At 37.0% G+C, this 21112-nt stretch carries 14 protein-coding genes; 2 read left to right on the top strand and 12 right to left on the bottom strand.

Going from position 1 to position 21112, the window contains the following annotated elements; all coding sequences use genetic code 11:
• Positions 1-25: 25 nt before the first annotated feature.
• From HALSA_RS01065 to carB, 8 genes are all read right to left on the bottom strand, one after another.
• On the bottom strand, positions 26-1306 hold the full coding sequence (locus HALSA_RS01065) for an FMN-binding glutamate synthase family protein (RefSeq protein WP_013404800.1): 1281 nt from the start codon (positions 1304-1306) through the stop codon (positions 26-28).
• Positions 1303-2034 carry a GltB/FmdC/FwdC-like GXGXG domain-containing protein gene (locus tag HALSA_RS01060; protein ID WP_013404799.1) on the bottom strand — a complete coding sequence of 244 codons (732 nt, stop codon included), beginning with the start codon at positions 2032-2034 and terminating at the stop codon, positions 1303-1305. Before HALSA_RS01060 ends, HALSA_RS01065 begins: the two co-directional genes overlap by 4 nt.
• Positions 2022-2927 (bottom strand): class II glutamine amidotransferase domain-containing protein, encoded by a 906-nt coding sequence (locus HALSA_RS01055; RefSeq protein WP_013404798.1) that lies wholly within the window; start codon positions 2925-2927, stop codon positions 2022-2024. The genes HALSA_RS01060 and HALSA_RS01055 overlap by 13 nt, the downstream gene beginning before the upstream one ends.
• Before the next feature lie 26 nt (positions 2928-2953).
• Positions 2954-4327, bottom strand: coding sequence for a glutamine synthetase family protein (locus HALSA_RS01050; RefSeq protein WP_013404797.1), 1374 nt, complete (start codon positions 4325-4327; stop codon positions 2954-2956).
• A gap of 270 nt (positions 4328-4597) precedes the next feature.
• Complete coding sequence (locus tag HALSA_RS01045; RefSeq protein WP_013404796.1) at positions 4598-4918, bottom strand: nucleoside triphosphate pyrophosphohydrolase; 321 nt, start codon at positions 4916-4918, stop codon at positions 4598-4600.
• Positions 4911-6359 (bottom strand): HD domain-containing phosphohydrolase, encoded by a 1449-nt coding sequence (locus HALSA_RS01040; RefSeq protein WP_013404795.1) that lies wholly within the window; start codon positions 6357-6359, stop codon positions 4911-4913. Before HALSA_RS01040 ends, HALSA_RS01045 begins: the two co-directional genes overlap by 8 nt.
• A 590-nt stretch (positions 6360-6949) precedes the next feature.
• Complete coding sequence (locus tag HALSA_RS01035) at positions 6950-9439, bottom strand: sensor domain-containing diguanylate cyclase (protein ID WP_041595739.1); 2490 nt, start codon at positions 9437-9439, stop codon at positions 6950-6952.
• 656 nt (positions 9440-10095) lie between these two features.
• Positions 10096-13302 carry a carbamoyl-phosphate synthase large subunit gene (gene carB, locus HALSA_RS01030; protein WP_013404793.1) on the bottom strand — a complete coding sequence of 1069 codons (3207 nt, stop codon included), beginning with the start codon at positions 13300-13302 and terminating at the stop codon, positions 10096-10098.
• Positions 13303-13469: 167 nt separating this feature from the next.
• On the opposite strand from carB, the gene HALSA_RS13100 reads away from it, so the two are divergent.
• Positions 13470-13736 carry a LysE family transporter gene (locus HALSA_RS13100; RefSeq protein ID WP_049773801.1) on the top strand — a complete coding sequence of 89 codons (267 nt, stop codon included), beginning with the start codon at positions 13470-13472 and terminating at the stop codon, positions 13734-13736.
• The gene (locus tag HALSA_RS12285) at positions 13726-14121 is read left to right on the top strand and encodes a LysE family transporter (RefSeq protein ID WP_049773799.1); all 396 of its coding nucleotides are present in this window, start codon (positions 13726-13728) and stop codon (positions 14119-14121) included. The genes HALSA_RS13100 and HALSA_RS12285 overlap by 11 nt, the downstream gene beginning before the upstream one ends.
• On the opposite strand, the gene HALSA_RS12280 is transcribed toward HALSA_RS12285, so the two are convergent.
• The 4 genes from HALSA_RS12280 to HALSA_RS12275 all read right to left on the bottom strand — a co-directional run bounded on the left by HALSA_RS12280 (position 14118) and on the right by HALSA_RS12275 (position 20997).
• Positions 14118-15068 carry a GGDEF domain-containing protein gene (locus tag HALSA_RS12280; RefSeq protein ID WP_013404792.1) on the bottom strand — a complete coding sequence of 317 codons (951 nt, stop codon included), beginning with the start codon at positions 15066-15068 and terminating at the stop codon, positions 14118-14120. The genes HALSA_RS12285 and HALSA_RS12280 overlap by 4 nt on opposite strands.
• Before the next feature lie 3 nt (positions 15069-15071).
• Entirely contained in the window at positions 15072-16187 is a 1116-nt protein-coding gene (locus HALSA_RS01015; protein ID WP_013404791.1) for a cobalamin B12-binding domain-containing protein, read from the bottom strand.
• Positions 16188-16305: 118 nt separating this feature from the next.
• A complete protein-coding gene (locus tag HALSA_RS01010) occupies positions 16306-17334 on the bottom strand; it encodes an SAM-dependent methyltransferase (RefSeq protein WP_013404790.1) in 1029 nt (342 codons plus the stop codon).
• A 102-nt stretch (positions 17335-17436) separates the two neighbouring features.
• Positions 17437-20997, bottom strand: a complete 3561-nt coding sequence (locus tag HALSA_RS12275; RefSeq protein ID WP_013404789.1) for a PAS domain S-box protein — start codon at positions 20995-20997, stop codon at positions 17437-17439.
• Between the last annotated feature and the right edge of the window lie 115 nt (positions 20998-21112).

Raw genomic sequence — 21112 nt, 5'->3', positions numbered from 1 at the left:
CTTCGAACTCCTTTCAGATAATTATTTAAAAATAGCCGAAGCTTTCTGAAACCACATAATCAGTTCCTATCAATGGTATGCCGGTCACAGCAGAAGCTTCTGTATTAATTGCTCTCAGGTCTTCTCTTTCTAAATTTTTCAGTTTGCTTTTACCTGCTGCCTTTGCCAGCAGCACCGCTTCATGGGTCATTCCTTTGATGAAATTGGCTACTTTTTGAGCTGCCTGCTCTATATTTAAGTTTTCTCGCTGTTTTTCATCCTGGGTTCCAATTCCAAATGTACATCTACCCAGATGACACTGCAGGCAAACCCTGCAGCCCATTGCTACCATGGCAGCAGTACCGATAGCTACTGCATCAGCTCCCATAGCAATCGCTTTTGCCAGATCAGCTCCATCTTTTATCCCTCCGGAGATGATTATATCGATCTCCTGTTTTAAATTTGCTTCCTCTAATGTTTTAACCGCCTGAACCAGAGCCGGCATGGTTGGTATACCAAGATGGTCTGAGGCCATAACCGGGGCAGCACCTGTTCCACCTTGAGCACCATCTATTATGATTCCATCAACACCAACTTTGGCAGCTATTTTTACATCATCTTTAACCCTACCTGCCGCTATTTTCATAAAAATTGGTACCTCATCATTGGTCAACTCTCTGAGTTGTTCCATCTTGATTACCATATCATCTGCCCCGAAGGCATCACCATGCCTGGGATGGCTGTGCAGGTCTATTCCGACCGGCAGCTGCCTATATTCTGCGATCTCCTCGGTTATTTTTTCTCCCATCAAATGCCCGGAAAGACCGGGCTTAGCACCTATACCGACCAGGAATTCCAGCATATCTGCGACATCAAGGTTATCTTTACTAAAGCCAAATCGGCTTGGTAAAATCTGTATAGACTGCCGATATGAATTCTGCAGCTCTTCTTTTAACAACCCACCTTCTCCATTGCTGATCACGGTTCCCGTGCTGGCAGTTGCCTTCGCCAGAGCTATCTTTGCCTCTTTACTTAATGCTCCATAAGACATCCCCGCTATCATAATCGGTGTTTCTATCACCAGAGGTTTTTTAGCATTGCGTTTTCCTAAAACAGTTCTGGTTTCACATTTTTCCCTATAGGTATCGATAGACATCCTGCTTAACTGTGAAGGAAGAACAACTATATCATCAAAATTAGGCATCTTCCTGGTTGAACCACAGCCTCTAATCCGGTGTTTACCACTAGTTGCTTTATTATCTATTGCAGAAAGGGTTTCTTTATTCCAGATTCCCCGCTGCACATCTTTTGCTCTTTTTGTTTTCATAACAATTCCTCCAGAGATTTGCTGCAGTATTTTCTGGCAGCTTCTGCTTTTAAATCAGGCTCAAAAAGTTGATATTGATGTCTACCTGAGGTCAATGGTCTTAGAGCCTTTAATTCTGATGCTTCAGCATCTATATCATAGCTGGCAAAAAGCTGATTTATTTCAGTTATTTCCGCTGCTTTTAAATCATCGATAAAAACATTACCTCCCAGTTTAGATTCGGCCGCTTTATCTTTTAGATAGATTACTCCTTTATACATCGACTCTCCTACCTCTCTGCCGATCTCACCGAGTATAATTAACCTACCACCTAATATCATCTTCCCGGCCCACATTCCGGCTGAGCCACAGACTATGGTGGTACCACCTTTCATACCATAAGCCACCCGGCTGCCTACATTTCCATATACTACTATAGTGCCTCCACCCTGATATACACCAAGGTTGCAACCGGCATTTTTTTTGATTATTATTTCTCCATCCATCATATTGTCACCGGTATACCAGCCGGCATTACCTTCAATAGTCAAACTGGCACCATCAAGAAAGCCACCTGCATAAAAACCTGTATTACCTGCAATGATAAGCTCTCCTGCCTCTAAACCAACTGCAATATTATGCAGTGAATGAGGATTTTTAACTTTAATCTTCTTTTCACTTTTAAATTTTTCTTTAAGCAGAGCATTGATCTTTCTGCTCCCCAGCTGAGCTGCATCTAGATACTCCATACTTTCACCTCAGATGGTTCCATTTCTCTTGCATATATATCCTCAAAAATTGGGGTGAATTCTATCTGTTCTGAACCCATTAATATGACCCCGTCTTTTTCAAAAACTAATAAAGGTTTAACGCCCATCTTGTCTTTTACAAATCCCATCTGATCAGAACTTGCTGCTATTATACAGAAAATACCATCTAATTTTTCCAGGCTATAATGGAGGGCATCCTCTAAGTCCCCACCATTTTCTTTCATTCTGTAGGAAATTAAATGACTGGCAGCTTCAGAGTCATTCATGGTTTTAAAGATAGCTCCTTTGCTTTCCAGTTCTCTTCTTAAATTAAAATAATTTGTCAGCTGGCCATTATGAACTATCGTTAAGTCGGAATAAAATGGTGAAACAAAGGGATGAGCTGCATTAATATCTTCTGCACTCTCTGTAGCCATCCTTACATGCCCGATTCCATGGCTGGCTGATTTTTCTTCGATCTGATGATTTTTACAAAGCTCAACTGCGGTTCCACTATCCTTATATACTCTGCATTTTTTGCCGATAGAATGAACATAAAGGGCTTCAGTTTGATTGATCGCTTTGTGAAGACCGCTAATATTCTCTTCGGCTAATTTAAGCTTCATATCTAAAAAACTGAAATTTTTATTGATCTCAGAACTTTCTTTGCTCACCTGGCCTCCATATTCATTAATAATATCATTCAGCTTTAACCTGGCTTTGCTGTCAGTTAAACTAAGCCTTAAGGACTTTTCTTGCTGCTGATCATCCCGGTCATAAAAAGCTATCCCGGTAGCATCAGGTCCCCGGTGCTGAATCAATGATAGGATATCTATTATAGTATCCGATAGTTTAGATTCGTTTTTGTCGATAATTCCTGCTATTCCACACACTATTTTTCCTCCTCTAAAAGTGACTGCTAAACATGATAAGCATAAAAATCCCATTCCCAGTCTGTAACCGAATTAAAAAATTTATTAACTTCCAATTCTTTTAGTTTAACGAAATTGTCGACTAAATCATGGCCTGCACATTCTTTAAGCCACTGATCTTTTTTTAGAGCAGCTAAAGCAAGCTCTAAACTTTTTGGTACTCTTTCCCGTTCATCAATATCCTGATAATAGAGGTCTTCTTCAGAAATAGGCTCAGGCTCTAATTCATTTTTAATTCCATCTAAACCTGCCGCTAGAATGGAAGCCAGAGCCAGATATGGATTTGCAGCAGCACTACCTGCCCTAACCTCAAGTCGGGTTGCCCCACCTCTTTCTTTAGGAACCCGCAAAAAGGCGGTCCTATTATCATAACCCCAGCCGATATAATAGGGGGCAAAAGAATTGGGCTGAAACCTTTTGTAACAGTTGATTGTGGGAGCTAAAAAAGCTGTTAAAGCTTTAGCATGTTTTAATATTCCTGCCGCAAAATTGTGCATCAACTCTGACATCCCATCTTCTTTATCCCTGTCATAAAATAGATTTTCTCCTGAAACAATATCTTCAATTGAAAAATGAAAATGGCCTCCACTACCCCCATTATCATCAAGGGGTTTAGCCATATAGGTTATGAAGAGATTATTTTGATGGGCTATCTCTTTGCTAATACCTTTAAATAGAACCCCTTCATCTGCATTCCTTAATACCGAGCCATGTTTCCAGTTGTATTCGTACTGACCTGGATAAAACTCGTGGTTCATATATAAGACCTGAAAATCCATCTCTTTAAAGGTTTCTGTCATCTTACCTAAAAATTGATTGGGATCTATCCTGTAATCACTTGTATAGCAGTTACCAGCCTTATTTGTATAGGGAACAAAACCTCCATCTTTTTTTCTGTTGAACAAAAAGAATTCCAACTCATTAGCAGAGATAGGATTATAGCCTAATTTTTGATATTCTCTTATCATCCTCTTTAAAAACCAGCGTGGTGACTGTTTCATTTTTTCTCCATTATGATAGAGATCACCTAATAATAAGGCGGTATTATCGATATGTGGCAGGATTTTAAATGTAGATGGATCTGCAAATATTTTAAAATCATCGTAGTTGTTTTCCTCAATATAATCAACCTCTGCGATTTTGTTGTCAAAAGACATCGACATAATAGCTGTACAAAAAGATATTCCTTCTTCAAAAACATGGTCGATCATATCAACAGGCAGCAGTTTGCTCCTATTTACTCCATTGAGATCGGTGTACTCTACTCTAATCATCTTGATATTCTCTTCTTTAAGCCTATATTTAATATAGCGTTCAGAAATTCTTGGATATCCACTTGTCTGTTTAGTTAATTGTGTCATTTTTACTCCTTTCTAATCTAATGTCATCTTGATGTCAGCTATTTTAATTAATCCGATTATATTTCTTTATCAATCTAAATACAAGCACTTAAAATTTAATATAATTGTATCCAATTATATTTGCTAAAAAAGACAAAAACCTTTTATCCCTAAGCAAAAAAATACAACTGCTTAGTTCAAAAAGGTTTTTCAGATAATATTTTACTGTCACGAACCAATGTTTTAAATAAAAAAACTGAAGTCTTTTCAGACCTCAGCAAATATAATATCTTATTCTATGACCTTATCTAAGATCAATCTTTTTTTAAAGGCTCCTCGTTCTTCTCTTTTTTTCTCCTGATACTCCCTTATTTTCTTCCTATCGAAATCAAAATAATCAATTATAGCAGCCAGGACCTCTAAAATATCGGCCATTTCTTCCAGTGAAGGCTCCTGTTCAAATTCCTGCAGTTCCTCTCTAACTTTTGCAAACAAACTCTGCAGATATTCTGCATCATCAGCCCTGTGAAGTTCATAGTCCTTACCGGCTGCTTCTATTATCTCCGGAATCTTATCCCTTATAAGTTTGTTATATTTAATTTCTTTAACCAATAGATTTTTCCTTCTGATAAACAAAGCTTTCTTCCTTGATTATCTTGATAAATTCTTCTGCTAAATAAGGGTCGAATTGGGTGCCTTTACATCTTTCAATCTCATCTAGAGCTGCTTTTTTGCTCATCGCTTTTTTATATGGTCTCCCACTTCTCATCACATCATATGAATCTACCAAAGAAATTATCCTGGCCAGATAGGGTATTTCTTTACCCTTTAATCCCCTGGGATAACCTTTGCCATCCCATCTTTCATGATGAGATAGTATTTCCTCTGCTACTACGGAAAATTCACTGGTGGCTGAAGCAATCTTATAACCTCTGGATGGATTGGCTTTTAAGATCTCCCACTCCTCTTCATTTAATTTTCCCGGTTTGGTTAATATCTCTCCCGGGATAGATGTTTTTCCGATATCATGTAGAGCAGCCAATAAAGATAAACGGTTTAATTGCGAGTTTTGAATACCCAATCTTCTACCAACACAGATAGCTAATTCAGTCATCCGTTCTGTATGTTCGACGGTCTCATCACTCTTAGCACTTAAAGCACTGAGCAACCCCTTAACTATTTTATTATTGGCACTATTGGTTTCTAAGAGCTTATTATGGTTCATATCCTTATCGGCAATTTTTATGACATCTCTTATCGCCCGACTTATATTTTCCATTACTGCAAGACCCATCCCGATAGAAAGGGGGATTCCTGCTAGTTTTGTCTTTTTAAAACGTTCTTTAATCTCATAAAGAAACTTATGGGCCCTTTCTGAATCACAGTTAGGAATTAAAATAATAAACTCATCCCCACCATAACGGGCCAAAACAGCAGATTCAGGAATGCTCTTCTCCAGTAGTTCAGCTGCTTTTATTAAAACCTTATCACCCATTGTATGCCCATAACTGCTGTTAACAATTTTTAAACCGTTCAAATCAGCCATCAAGATACTCAAAGGCAGCATGGATTTATCTATCTGATTTAACTTCTGCTCAAAATAGCGCCTATTATGTAAACCAGTCAGATGGTCATGAAGACTGAGATATTTTATTTTAGCCTCTTTTTCCTTCCGTTCAGAAATATCTCTCACGAAAGCTAAAAAATATTGCTCACCATCATTTTCTACCTTACCTGCACTAATTTCTACCGGGGTTTTACTCCCATCCTTGTTTACATGCTCCAGTTCAAAATGGATTGAAGAACCTACCGGGCAGTTCTGCCACTGCTTTTTTACTTTTTTCGGATTATAGAAATCTTCGTTTGAATCATCAGGATGGAGATCAAAAACCTGCATTCCACGTAACTCTTCTCTGGAATAAGCCATTGTATTCGTTGCTTTCTTGTTAACATCGAGGATATTGCCCTCTAGATCATGCAGAAAAATCATGTCATAAACACTATCAATTATAGTCTTATAAAATCTATCGATGATCATTTGCTGTTCAGCCAAGATTATTCCTCCTCTAGCTTCCGATTATAATACTTAACATTTATCGTTTAAGAATTAGAGTTAATTTAAAGTTTTAGAAATTATTGTTATACTTTGAATTTATTATATCAGATACTCACAGATAAAAAAAGAATTCCCTTTAAGTTTTTCTTCACAATATATAACTTAATTTTCTGAAAGTTGATAATATTTAAAGTAATATCGACATATAAAGACTTAAATAGCCATGATAACTTATTTTGACCCCTGAATGGCTTTGCTTTTTCTATTTAAGAAGCATATAATACTTATACAAGGTTCTGAGGAACTCCTAAGATTAAATGTTTGTAAGTAGTATTTTGAAATTCTTATTCGAGTAAGTTTGTTTGAGATTTAGGCGCAAGCTTAAAACCAGTGAAGTTACTATTTAAGATAACTGAAAAGATATTATTAGGGAATAGTCTTCTTTAATAATAATCTTTGAGGAAGTTAAAGATAGTAATGGAGGACTAAATCAAAAACAAAAAGAAAAAATAAGAAGAGTAAAAAAACAAACTACAAACAGGAAATCGAAGAAGATTCGTCAGAACCTTGTTATTTTTTTGTTTTTTTTAGTCTAACTTCTTTTGTGCTTTATCTTCATACATGGCCTTATCCGCCCTATTGATTAAAAGATCAATATCTTCTTCTGGGTTTTCTTTAACCGCAGTACCTATCCCTGCTGATACGCTCAGTTCATCCTGCTCGGTTCGTTTAAGTTCTAATTCCAATCTTTCTGCCATTTTTTCTACTTCAGATTTTGCTGTTCGAGGAAGGAAAATAATAAACTCATCTCCACCCCACCTGGCTATAATATCCTCTTCTCTAAAGACCGATTTTAATATTTCTGCCATCTTGACTATTAACTTATCACCAACAGTATGGCCAAATTTATCATTAACCTCTTTTAAGCCATTGATATCAGAGATCAGAACACTGATCGGCAGCTGTCTTTCCCTATCAAGTCTCTTTATCTCTTCAGCTAAAAATGTTCTATTATAAAGTCCGGTTAAATTGTCCCGGAAAGTCAAGTTCTTAATTTTTCTTTCTTTTTCATTTTTAATTATCGCATTTGAAATAATAGGTGCTGCTATATCAAGTGTTTTAAGATAACCGTCTGTTAAATCTTTCTCTGCCCTTAAAAAATCAAAAGCTATAAACCCTAATAGTTTCTGGTCTTCAAATAACCCTAAATAAATACTTGATTTGATAGATTCTTCTTGAAAAAACTTTTTTTGGCGCCGATTTGATAATTTCTCAACTTCAGAAACATAAAAATAGCCTTTATCTAATATTGCTTCAAGCAGATTACTGCTTGTAAAAAGCTGCTCAACCTTTCTTTTTTCTAACTGAGCTATTGTTTGCTTTTGTCTCCATTCTCCCAACTTAGAAATATTTGTGCTGAAATCTTCAAATCTATAGATATAGCTTCGATCAGCAGCTAAAAATAAGCTTAACTTTTCCAGGCTGTAGTTTAAAGCCTCTTTTAAACTTTGTTGATCAGCTCCTACAAATTTAGTTGAAATTTTAGAAATTAAATTTTCCAATCGATATTGAAATTTAAGCTTTTTTATCCGCATTTTTCTGGCTGAGATATCCCTTAAGATACTTACATAATTACATTTTGAGTTTTTGGTGCAGATTGGAGTAATTTTTAATTCGCCATCAAAGGTACTCCCATCTTTTCTTTTGTTTTTTAGTTCACCTGAATACAGCTCACCTTTAGCAACTTTTTGCTGGATTTTCTGCTGGATCTCAGCTGCATTTTCACCTGCTATAAGCTGTATAGCCGTTTTGTTTTTAAGTTCTTCTAAACTATAGCCTGATAATTCTTCGGCCTTTTTGTTCATAAAAATTATCTCAAAATCTTTATTCTGTAGGAAAACAGCATCAGAAATATTTTTCATGGCTGCACTTAAATAAATGTTTTCTTGCTCTTCTCTTTTGCGCTTATCGATATCTATATCGATCCCTACCATACGTACCGGGTTACCCTCGGCATCCCACTCACTTACCCTGGCTCGATCTTTAATCCACTTCCACTTACCAGAAACAGTTTTAATCCTGTGTTCACTTTGATAGAAATCCGTTTTACCCTGAAGATGTTCAGCAATTAAATACTTAACCTTTTCCCTGTCATCAGGATGGACTAAAGACTCCCAGTCTGCAAAAGAAAAATCTTCTTTAGCTATTTTTTCTGCTTCCAGGCCGACCATTTCTTTAAAATTGTCATTGTTTTTAATCTGATCGCTTTTTAAATTCCAGTCCCAAATACCCAGGTTAGCAGCATCTACAGCCAACTCGAGCCTTTCTTTAATTTCGGCTAATTCTTTTTCTTTTTTAACCCTGTGGGTGATATTCCTGCTGACAAGTAAAAATTCATTTCCTTTTGTTTTTTCAATTTTAAGCAATCTGCCGGCATAATCTTCCAGACCTTCTTCCATCTCCAACTGATATTCAAAATTTTGCACTTGATTTGTTTGTTCTGCCAGTTTTAAATTATCCCGCAGCTTTTTAAGTAGCTCACCCGAGAATATTTCTGATATCTGCTTACCGATAATCTCATCTTTTTTTCTGTACAATTCTTTTTCTAAACCTGACCAAATATCTAAAAACCTCTGCTTTTCATCAAGTAAAATTATTACTTCAGGTATATTAGAAACTATTTTATTTAAGTACTTAGTCTTATCTGCTAATTTTTTGTTTAAATTATGGTTTTCAGTTCTATCAAGCAGATTTACTAAAAGAAGACCATCTTCTAGTTGATTAACTCTCAATTCTACATATTTCTCCTGATCGTTCTTACATCTAATTTTGGTCAGGTTGCTGTAAACACCCGATTCTATCTCTCTATAGAATCTCTGACTGGTTCTGCTTCTTATTTTCTCATCTGGATAGGCAAGTTCAAGCCACTCTTCTATATGACCTAGTTCTTTTTTGCTGTAACCTATTATCTCGACTGCAGTTTTGTTTATGAAAAGAAAATTGCCCTCCTGGTCAAGTACAGCGAGCCCTAATTTCAACTTATCGAATATTTTGCTGTATGACTTAATTTTATCCATTTTTATCACCACTATTATATTTTTAACTAAAATTACCATCTATGCTTAATAATTATAATTCAAGTAATATTTTTATTATCCTGCAAGAAAATTATTTTTTCTAGAACAAAAAAAGCTCATCGTAATATAATTTGTTAAATTCTGAAAATTTATAATATTAGGAGTATCTGTTTTTTAATTGATTCTAATAGACTTTAATCAACAATAATGGTTGCTGAAGGGTTTTGCTTTTCTATCACTTTAAGCATATAATACTTATACAAGGTTCTGAGGAAGTCCTAAGATTGAATGTTTGCAAGTAGTATTTTGAAATTCTTATTTAAGTAAATTTCCTGGCGATTTAGTAAGATCAAAGCCGAAGAAATTACTAACAGAGAAGACCAAAAAGTAATTATTAAGGGATAGCCTTCTTTAATAATAAACTTTAAGGAAATCAAAATTAGTAATGGAGGGCTAAATCAAAAAGAAAAAGAAAAAATAAGAAGAGTAAAAAAACAAACTACAAACAGGAAATCGAAGAAGATTCGTCAGAACCTTGTTATTTTTTGTCTAATTTTAATTAAATTATTGCTGAGAAAAAATAAATGCCCCTATTAAGGGGCATTTTTATATTCACTACTCTATTACTTTATTCAATTGTTATATTTTTTTATCAACTATTCTTTAAGCAGTTTGTGATAATCCTGAATTGCTTTAATTTTGTAATCACTTTTGATTGCTGCTTCTATACCATCAACACTTGCTTTAGCAGCTGTGGTTGTCGTGATATATGGTATCTTATACTTAATAGCTCCAGAACGAATATAGCTGTCATCTTCTATACCCTCTTTACCGATCGGGGTATTAATGATCAGCTGCAGATCGCCATTTTTAATGGCATCGATAATATTTGGTCTGCCCTTGTTCAATTTGTTGATTACACTGCTTTCTATACCACTGCCTTTTAAGAACTGATGGGTTCCCTGAGTTGCTTTTATCTCAAAACCCAGCTCTACGAGTTTTCTAGCAGTAGATATTATTTTCGGCTTATCATTGTCATTGACGGTAATTAATACCTTACCTGAAAGCGGTAGTTCTAAACCTGCTGCCGTCTGAGCCTTGTAAAAAGCATGGGAATAACTCTCCGCGATACCCATTACCTCACCGGTTGCCTTCATCTCCGGTCCTAAGACAGGATCAATATTATCGAACTTATCAAAGGGGAATACCGCCTCTTTAACACCTGTATAGGGTATTATTTTGTCTTTAAGATTCAGATTTGCAAGTGGTTCTCCTAACATCAACCTGGTTGCCAGACGGGCCATATTAATTCCTGTCACCTTACTCACCAGGGGTACCGTTCTGGATGCCCTTGGGTTTGCCTCGATAATATATACTTTTCCTTCATAAATGGCAAACTGGATGTTCATCAGACCGACCACATCTAATCCCTCGGCTATTTTGGCACTATAGTCCTTAATGGTCTCCAGCTGCTCATCTGTAATATTAATAGAAGGAATCGCACAGGCACTATCACCGGAGTGGATACCGGCTTCTTCTATATGTTCCATCACTGCTGCAACAAATGTCTCTTTACCATCTGTTAGAGCATCAACTTCTGCTTCTAAGGCATCTTCTAAAAATTTATCGATCAAGATAGGGTGTTCTGCTGATACTTCTGCTACTGCAGTATTGATATATTTAGTCAGACTTTTTTCATCATAGACGATCTCCATTCCCCTACCACCAAGTACATAAGAAGGCCTCAGCATCAGCGGATAGCCAATACTTTCCGCAATTGCATATGCTTCTTCAACAGATTTTGCAATATCGCTTTCTGGTTGGGGAATATCTAATTTATTCATTAAAGCTCTGAACTCTTCTCTGTTTTCAGCAAAATCGATGCTTGCCGGTGAGGTTCCCAGAATATTGACACCAGCCTCTTCTAATTCTGCGGCGATATTCAGCGGTGTCTGACCCCCAAACTGAACTATCATCCCATCCGGTTGTTCTTTTTCGTAAATTCTCAATACATCTTCTGTGGTTAAAGGTTCAAAATATAGTTTATTTGAAATATCATAATCGGTTGAAACAGTTTCAGGATTACAGTTGACCATAACCGATTCGTAGCCAAGATCATCTAAGGTAAAGGCTGCGTGAACACAGGCATAGTCGAATTCTATTCCCTGGCCGATCCTGTTTGGCCCACCACCGAGGATCATTACCTTTTTGTTATCTGTAGAACCAACCGGGCTAGCTTCCATATTATATGAGGAGTAATAATATTCTCCATCTGCTCCACTTACGGGAACGATATCAAAGTTGCCTTTTTTGCCGGCTTTAAGCCGCTCATTTCTAAGTTCTACTTCTTCAGCCTGGGTTATCTCGGCTATATATCTATCTGAAAAACCATTTTCTTTTGCCTTTATTAAAAGTTTTTCGGGAAGTTTTTCTCCTGTATATTCTCTGATTTCTTTTTCCAGCTCAACAAGTTTTTTCATCTCAGTTAAAAACCATCTATCAACATAGGTGATCTCATAGATCTCATCAATGGTAATTCCCTTCAGCATTCCCTGATAGATCAAGAAGAATCTTTCACTGGAAGGAGTACGCAATCTTTCTTTTATCTCTTCGGTACTCAAGTTCTGCAGCTCAGCTACATTACCCAACCCATATCTCCCTATTTCCAGAGAACGGATTGCTTTCTGCATGGCTTCAGCAAAGTTCTTACCGATGCTCATCGCTTCACCTACAGCTTTCATCTGGGTTCCCAGCTTATCTTCTGCACCTGGGAATTTCTCAAAAGACCAGCGGGCATATTTAACAACTACATAATCTCCACTTGGTTCATATTTATCAAGGGTTCCCTCTTTCCAGTAGGGAAGTTCGTCCAGGGTGATACCTACCGAAAGTTTGGTAGAAATCCTGGCAATAGGAAAACCGGTTGCTTTTGAAGCTAGAGCCGAAGATCTCGAGGTCCTGGGGTTCATCTCGATTACAACCATCCTGTCTTCTTCCGGATTATATCCGAACTGAAAGTTAGCTCCACCGATTACTCCAATAGCATCTGCTATTTTGTAACTGTATTCTTCTATTCTATCCTGTACATCCTGAGAAACCGTCAGCATCGGAGCTACACAAAAACTGTCACCTGTATGTACACCCATCGGATCTACATTTTCTATAAAACAGATCGATATTTTTTTGCCATTATCATCCCTAACCAGCTCTAATTCTAATTCCTGCCAGCCGATTACCGCCTCTTCGATCAGAACCTGATTGATCATGCTGGCTGCAAGTCCATTTTCAGCTATATTTCTCAGTTCTTCTACATTATAGACAAGTCCACCACCGGTTCCACCCATCGTATAGGCAGGTCTAACCACAACCGGGTAACCGAGATCATGGGCTATTTTTTCGGCCTCATCTACAGAATAGGCAGGAAGACTGCGGGGCATGGGAACATCCAGTTTTTCCATCTCCTCTTTAAAGGAAATTCTATCTTCTCCCCTTTTGATCGCTTCTGGTTGAATACCGATGATTTCCACACCGTGTTCTTCCAGTATTCCTGCTTCATAAAGTTCTGATGATAGGTTTAAAGCTGTCTGTCCACCCAGATTAGAAAGTAGGGCATCTGGTTTTTCCTTTTCTATTATCCTCTCTAAACTGCTTACATTCAACGGTTCAATATATGTTCTATCTGCCATCTCCGGGTCTGTCATAATAGTTGCCGGATTCGAATTAACCAAGACTATCTCATATCCTTCTTCCATCAATGCTTTACATGCTTGTGTACCTGAATAATCGAATTCACAGGCCTGTCCTATAACAATTGGGCCTGACCCAATTATTAACACCTTCTTAATATCTTCTCGTTTTGGCATAACTGCTCTCCTCCTCAAATATATTAATGCTGTATTATACTTTATATGTTAGCTTTAATATTCCTGCTTAAAATTTTCACTATTTTTTTGACGAAATCAATTCTTCGTTGTACAATAAATAAAAGTGTTCAAATTATGCAAAAAAAATTACTCTGGAGCTGAAGATAATGGTTGAATTAGAACTTGCTTTTTCCTCATTTATAATAGGGCTTTCTGGAGCCATGATGCCGGGTCCGCTTTTAACCTATGTGATCAACGGCAGTCTACAAAAAGGCTTTATAGCTGGTCCACTGATCATCACCGGCCATGCCATCCTGGAGCTTATTCTGGTTGTACTGCTTCTTTCCGAGATGAATAGACCTTTTTGCCAGCCCACTATTTGCTGCTGTAATCAAAATAGTCGGGGGGTTAGTTTTAATCCTGATGGCAGCTGATATGATAAAATCTGCCCTAAGTAAAAAGATATCATTCGAAAAAGCTTTAGAAAAAGACTCAGACGGGGAAGAAAAATTAAGAGCTTTGATCCTGCCAGGGGCACTGATCAGCATCGCCAATCCATACTGGACGATCTGGTGGGCAACGATCGGAATGACCTATCTGGCAAATGCATCCCAGTACGGAAATACGGCTACTGCTTCCTTTTTTATGGGCCATATTTCTGCCGATTTTGCCTGGTATGCCCTGATCGCCTTTTTTATCTCAAAGGGAAGAAAATTTTTAAATGACAGCATCTATCATAAATTGATAATAGTTTTTTCTCTGTTTTTAATATATTTTGGGGTTTCCTTTTTAATCGACTCTATTCAATATTTTATTTAAAGGGTTTCCACCCTGTTTCTGCCATTATTTTTGGCTTTATAGAGAGCCCTATCTGCCCTTTTTAAAAAGCTTTCGGCATTATCTTCTGCCTGTATCTCCGTTATCCCCATGCTGATGGTTACTTTTTTATTGATTTCGGCAAACTCCAAATTACTGACTTTTTTTCTGATCCGCTCTGCATAGTTTTTTCCCTCTTTAAGTGAAGTCCCATTTAAGATGATCGTAAATTCCTCTCCACCTATTCTAGAGGCTAAATCTCCCTGCCTTGTTTCATTTAACAATAATTCACCGACTTCTTCTAAAACTCTATCACCTGCACCATGCCCATAATTGTCATTGATCTTTTTAAAATGGTCCAGATCACACATCACCAGCGAAAGTGAAAGTGAGTGTCTTTTGGCATTGGCTATCATCTTTTCGAAGTATTCCATAAAATGTCTCCGGTTGCTCAAACCGGTCAACTTATCGGTTTTTAGTAATTCCTCTATTTTTTGATTTGCCTTCTCTAATTTAACGTTCTTCCTGCTCAATTCTCTGGTCTTATTTGCCAGCTCATTATTTAAACGACTGATCTTATTTATTATCTCACCCTGATCGGGAGCGTTTTCTTTGGCTATCAAATAATAGCCATCTGCTAAAATAAAAAAGTATGAATTATACTGATTATAGAGCCTGTCGATTATAACATCTTCTTCAAAACAGAGATTGACCTTCTGATAGCTCCTTTTTGAATCAAAATCGAGAGTTTTTAGGCTGGAAGCTCTAAAGATATCATCCATTTTTTTGTTTTTTATCTCCTGCTTATCCATATTTACCGTTTTTAAAAATTTTTCATTACAGCCCCTGATATATAAGTCCTCATCAAAATTAACCAGAAGATAAGAACTAATTTTTTCTAAAAATAAATCTAAAGGATAGGGACACTTCGAATAAAGATCATCGAACATAATTTATCCCTCCCAGTTTTCCCACCATTTTTTTGCAATCTCTACCGCCTCTTCTCCATTTTGTGCACAGGCATCAGCATCTGTTTTTTTCCAGAGCTCAGGATTTTCATTAAAAACTTTGCCACCAACCATGATTTTTAAATCAGCCAATTTTTCATTTTCCTTAATTTTTTTGATCGTATCATTCAAATTATCTATATTAAAGGCCATCGAAGCAGATAAGCCGAGTAAAAAAGGCTGCTGCATTTTTAAAAAATCTATCAGTGCCTCTATAGGCGTATCAGCACCCAGATGATCAACATCCCAGCCATCCATTTCTAAAGAATCTGCGATGATCCGCGAACCAATCTCATGGTATTCATTGGCAGCAGCTGAGATAACGGCCTTACCTTTAAGAGCTTCTTCTAAATCGATCACATAGATATAAAGACCGGAGATTACCCGGGCCACAATCGAAGTGGCTAAATGTTCTTCAGCCTCCGAGATTGCACCTTTCTGCCACAAAAAGCCGACTTCATACATTGCCGGCTTAATTATATGATTAAAAAAGCGCTGCAAATCTTCTTTTTGCTCGATCTCTTCTTTAGCAAGTTTTAAAGCACTTTGATGATTTCCATTGAGGAGATATTTAAAAAATAAATTATATACTGTTTTCATATCTTCCGGAATATCTATCTGATCATTATCAATTTCTCTTGATAATTCAATAAATCTTTGATGATTATTCAGCATAAAATTATAGATTTCGATTATCTCTTCTGCATTTTCAGAACTGAGCTTCTCTTCGATTGCCTTAATCCACGCTTTCAGTTCTGCTGGAAAATAGTCGAAGCTGAAGCCGTGACTGTAATAGGTCATATAAACCCAGATAACCGTTCTGACAAGCAGTTTATAGCTGTTGAGCTTAAAAACATTAGCCATAAATCTGGCATGATTATCATGATTATTATGCATTTTAGAGATGGGATTATGTCCAATCAGCTCATAAATATCATCTCGATTGCTTAACTGCTTATTTACCGCATCTCGTAGTATTTCTTTCTTTTCTCTGTATTCTGCTGCTGCAGCTGCTGTGATTTCTGCTAGGTTGACAAGTTCATTGTAAATATTTCCGGACATCTGATCACCTCTTCATAAATTTAAGTACTCTACTTATATAATTTCCCTTTAACTCTTAAAAATCCTGCATTTTTTACTTTATTCGACATAAAACTTGCTTTTATGGCCCGAGTTTTGCTCATTTTTTAAATAGGTAGTGGCTTATAAACCATTCATTACCATCATTATAACCGAAAAACTCTGCAGAGGATATGAAAAAGGTCCGCCAGAAGTTCCACCATTTTTCGGCCTGTTCAGCACCATAGGTTTGCTCGAAAATTTTTCTGATTTCTTCTTTCTGCTCATCCATCTTTTGCAGCCAGCTGAGCAGTGTTTTTTGATAGTGGCTTCCGGAAACCGCCCACTGTTTCTCTAAACTTAAATTACCACAGAAGTAGTGGAGCAGGTCCTGGCTGGGCATTGTCCCACCAGAGAAAAAATGGCGGGCCATCCAGCTCATACTTCCCCTGTCTTCATAAAGATAGGGATAGGTGTGGTGGGAAAAGATGTGAACAAATAATTTGCCATCTGTTTTTAAAAAGTCGCTGACCTTATCGAAGAGCAGCTGGTAGTTACGCATATGTTCGAACATCTCTATAGAAAGAACCCTGTCATATTCTCTTTCCGGCTGAAAATTATTGATATCTGCTTTTAGGGCTCTTAGGTTCTTTAATTTTCTGGCCCTGGCCTTTTTTTGAATATAATCGATCTGCAGCTGGGAATTAGAAACTGCTGTAACACTGCAGTCTGGATAATTTTCGGCGATATAGAAGCTCAATGAACCCCAGCCACAGCCGAGATCCATGATCTCCTGCCCATTTTCTATCTCTGCCCTTTTAGTGCTCAACTCTAACATGGCCAGTTCTGAGTCTTCTAAAGTGCTTTTTTTAAAATCTTCCCAATAACAACAGCTATATTTTAGATTATCTCCCAGAATTTTCCCGAAAAAAGCGGGTGGTAGTTCATAATGCTGTTCATTGGCAGCATCAGTTTGAACTGCGATCGGCTGTTCTTTGAGTTCTGCAATAAATTCATTCAGTTTTGTAGAACGCTTTTCTACATCGGTAATCTGCTGATTTTTGATTTTATGTGCTAAAAGTTTCCTGATCGAATAGCGGAGTAGAAAATCGGGCAGCCAGCCTTCTGCCAGTATTTTATCTAAATTCATAAAGCACACCTTCTTTCTTTGTTTGATCTTCAAATTAATTAAATGATTTGAAAGGCAAAACAGCCTCAAAGAGGCTGTTCTATATTCAGTTTAAATTTTCTTTTAATTTTCCTCTAAAAAGTTGTTGATTATCTTAAGCAGATCCTCTTCTAAAAGTGGTTTGCAGATAAAATCATCAAAACCTGCCTGATTGGCATTCTTCTGCTCCTCTTCCGTAGCAGCAGCGGTTAAAGCCACCACCGGTAAATCTTTAATACTCTGATCTTCCTGTATCCTGGCTAAGGCCTGATAGCCATCCATAACCGGCATCTTTAAATCCATGATGATTAAATCAAATTCTTTATCTCTGCTGAGCTGATAGGCTTCTTTACCATGTGCAGCCTCGATAACATTAATACCTTTTCTGTTAAGGCGATCTTTAAGCAGCTCCCTGTTTAATTTCTCATCATCAACAACAAGCACAGTAGCATTTCTAAACTGTTTTTCAAAATGCGGTTTATTTTCTGAAAGCTTAATCTCATTTCCACTCGCAGATTCTAGAGAAGAAAATTCTATTTTAAAAACACTTCCCTTTCCTGCTGTACTCTGAAGTGAAATCTGCCCATCCATCATGTCGACCAAACGCCTGGTGATAGAAAGCCCAAGTCCTGTACCACCAAACTCCCTGGTGCTTTCTGCGTTTTCTTGAGAAAAAGCCTTAAATATTTCTTCCTGTTTTTCTGCTTTGATTCCGATCCCAGTATCCTGAACTATTATCCGCAGCTTGATATTGTTGTTACCTTTTCCTGAAACAGGACGGCAGTAAACACCGATGAAGATATGACCACTCTTTGTAAATTTAACTGCATTATCAAGGAGATTGATCATGATCTGTCTGAATCTGAACTCATCCATTTTGACCAGGGGTGGCAGGTTATCCATCTTAAGCTGAAAATCTAGACCTTTTGCTTTAACCTTATCGGCAAAGATAGCGGTAATATTTTCAAGCAATGCTGCCAGATCTATATATTCATAATTTATCTCTATTATTCCTGCCTCAATTTTAGACATGTCCAGAATATCATTGACCTGATCTAAAAGGCTATCTCCGGCCGAGCGAATAGATTTTATATAGCGCTTATAATTATCTTCTTCTAGGTCTTTGGCTAAAAGTTCGGTATATCCCATTATTATATTGAGTGGGGTTCTGATCTCATGGCTCATATTCGCTAAAAACTGACTTTTAAGTTCATTGGCTTTTTCTGCCTTAACAGCCATTTTGTTTGCTTTATCCATCGATTCTTGCAATTTTTGGTTTGTTTTTACTAGTTCTTCTTCGACTCTTTTTTGGACTGTAATATCTGTCATTACGGTTAAAATAAATTGCTGGCCCTGGCTTTCGATGATCTCACCGGAAAACAGCAGCTCCAGTACCTCGTCTCTTTTATTTAAGAGTTTTAGCTCTATATTATTTACACTGCCTTCTTTAATAATCTTTTTGATTATTTTCCTGCGCTTTGCTTTATCTGCAAATAGTTCTAATTCTCGGCAATTTCTACCGATTATCTCTTCTTTAGAATAACCCATTTTACTTAAAAAAGAACTATTAACTTCGATAAAACTAAAATCAACAAGGGTATTGACGGTCATCAGAGCAGGATTATTGTTGAAAAGTTTGTTAAATTTCTGGAGAGCTTCCTGCTGTCGACTTACATCTTTGGCAATCGCAAAGATTACCTCTTTTCCGTTCCACTTTCCAAACCAGATCCTGGTTTCTGATGGAATTAAACGCCCATCTTTGCTTTCTAAAGACATTATTTTTCCGGCAGCCATATCGGCCAAAAGCTGCTGGATCTCTTTACCCTCTTTTTGAATATATATATCGGCAAAACTCATAGCTGCCAATTCTTCTTTGCTGTAGCCAAGCTTTTCTATAGTAAGGTGATTGGTATGGGAGATCTCTCCCCTGTAATCAGAGATGAATATCATATCATCCATCGATTCAAAAAAGGTTCTAAAATTTCTCTCGCTTAATTTAAGCCTGTCTTGAATTTCTTTCTTTTCGGTTATTTCATCAACGATCAGCTGAACCCCTGTCACTTTGTCATCTTCATGGCGGGGGGTAAGATGGACCCGCAACCAGATATTTTTACCCCATTTTGTACTATAATTAAGCTCATAGGTGGCAGGCTCATTTTCTGTCATGCATTTTTCTATTTTTTGAGAAAATCCTCTTTCTATCAGTAGAGGAAACTTAAGTAGATTGATCTTTTTGGTTTCAATTAGACCTGGTGAACCAAGTATCTCGATCATCTTGGAATTTGCATAATCAATATTACCATTTCGATCAGCACTTAAAATCCCGATCGGCGCCTCTTCAGACAAGCGGCTGAATTTTTCTCTACTTTTTTTAAGTGCTTCTTCCTGTTTTTTCTTTTGGTCTATATCGATGTTGATTCCTAAAATCCGTTTTGCTTTACCTCGCGGATCAAGTTGATAACTTTTTCCCCTGACCTCGACCCATTTCCACCCACCATTTTTACATTTAACCCTTAATTCTTCAGCAAAAGGCTCAAGTTCCTCAACAGCCTTTTCGATGATTTTTAAAGTCTCTTTTTTATCTTCGGGATGGATTATTTTAAAAGCACTATCAATATCTATCTGTAGTTGATCATCTTTATAACCGAGCATTTTATAAAAGTTAGGACTAAAATAGGCTTTATTATTTTCGAGGTTCCACTCCCAGAAAGTGTGTTCTGCAGCTTCCATAGCCAGCTTTAATCTTTGATTGGCCTGACTGAGAAGTTTTTTGTTTTCTCTGCTCTCAATCAATAACGTTAGCTGTCTTGAATAGAGCTTTAAAAGCTCTCTATTTTCTAAATCTTTATCTTCTGGCATCATTATAACAAAGTAGCCGCTTAAAAAATCATCTCTAATGATTTTAAAGAAATAGCTATTACCCAGTCCGAAAAGCTGTTGAAGTTTTAAAATAATCTTTTTTGGGATAAGCCCTTCAACCAGTTCATTAAGGCTCTGATAAGAGATGATTTGCTCGTCTTTTTCCTTGAAATCTCCAAAATCTTCAGCAGACCACTTCCAGTTAAAAAGATCTATTCCCAGCATAGAAAGACCCTCCTGGATCTTTTGCTCATCACCAGAGATAGCCCTCGTTTCATAAATTTTTTCTTCTTTATCATAGATGTTACAGGCCACATATTTGGCCCCGGAAAGCTCTTTTACCCTATCAGTGATCATCTGATAATCAAGCCTTTTTATATCTATATCAAGTGAATGATCAACCTCAGTGGTATCAGCCAACCTGTTTTTATCAAGCTCTCTCAGATGGGTGATAAAATAACCCTGCTGTGGAGAATGAACGCTCACCCTCAACCAGCTGTTCAAAGGTTTAAAAAACGCCTCAAATTCTCTTCTACCACCATTGAGGGCAATATCTCCATAAAAAGCTATCCAGTCAAATTCTCCGCTTTCAACCTCGGGAAATACTTCTCTAACCTTTTTATTAACTATATTTTCTTTTTCTAGGCCTGTTAATTTTTCAAAACTTGAATTGACCTCTAAAAACTCATAATCACAGGGGCGATTTTCTCCATCTAAAATAATTTTATGATAGGCAATTGCTGTAGGTGATTGAGTAAATAGCTTTTTATAATCGAGTTCTTCCATCAAACATCTTTCCTTCCTTTAATGCATTAATCTCTTTTTATTATACATTATTTTGCTTGAAAATTACATTTCTTATAATAAATAATAACCTTTATTATTTATTCTACAATAAATG

The sequence above is a fragment of the Halanaerobium hydrogeniformans genome, assembly GCF_000166415.1.
Classification (GTDB): Bacteria; Bacillota; Halanaerobiia; order Halanaerobiales; family Halanaerobiaceae; genus Halanaerobium; species Halanaerobium hydrogeniformans.
This window is presented reverse-complemented; position numbering and strand designations above follow the sequence as displayed.

What these genes read in the sequence shown, in the direction of transcription:
- carB (WP_013404793.1), bottom strand. Translation starts at nt 13,302, where the DNA reads ATGCCAAAACGAGAAGATATTAAGAAGGTGTTAATAATTGGGTCAGGC.
- HALSA_RS01050 (WP_013404797.1), bottom strand. Translation starts at nt 4,327, where the DNA reads ATGACACAATTAACTAAACAGACAAGTGGATATCCAAGAATTTCTGAA.
- HALSA_RS12285 (WP_049773799.1), top strand. Translation starts at nt 13,726, where the DNA reads ATGGCAGCTGATATGATAAAATCTGCCCTAAGTAAAAAGATATCATTC.
- HALSA_RS01060 (WP_013404799.1), bottom strand. Translation starts at nt 2,034, where the DNA reads ATGGAGTATCTAGATGCAGCTCAGCTGGGGAGCAGAAAGATCAATGCT.
- HALSA_RS01035 (WP_041595739.1), bottom strand. Translation starts at nt 9,439, where the DNA reads ATGGATAAAATTAAGTCATACAGCAAAATATTCGATAAGTTGAAATTA.
- HALSA_RS01065 (WP_013404800.1), bottom strand. Translation starts at nt 1,306, where the DNA reads ATGAAAACAAAAAGAGCAAAAGATGTGCAGCGGGGAATCTGGAATAAA.
- HALSA_RS13100 (WP_049773801.1), top strand. Translation starts at nt 13,470, where the DNA reads ATGGTTGAATTAGAACTTGCTTTTTCCTCATTTATAATAGGGCTTTCT.
- HALSA_RS01010 (WP_013404790.1), bottom strand. Translation starts at nt 17,334, where the DNA reads ATGAATTTAGATAAAATACTGGCAGAAGGCTGGCTGCCCGATTTTCTA.
- HALSA_RS12275 (WP_013404789.1), bottom strand. Translation starts at nt 20,997, where the DNA reads ATGGAAGAACTCGATTATAAAAAGCTATTTACTCAATCACCTACAGCA.
- HALSA_RS01015 (WP_013404791.1), bottom strand. Translation starts at nt 16,187, where the DNA reads ATGTCCGGAAATATTTACAATGAACTTGTCAACCTAGCAGAAATCACA.
- HALSA_RS12280 (WP_013404792.1), bottom strand. Translation starts at nt 15,068, where the DNA reads ATGTTCGATGATCTTTATTCGAAGTGTCCCTATCCTTTAGATTTATTT.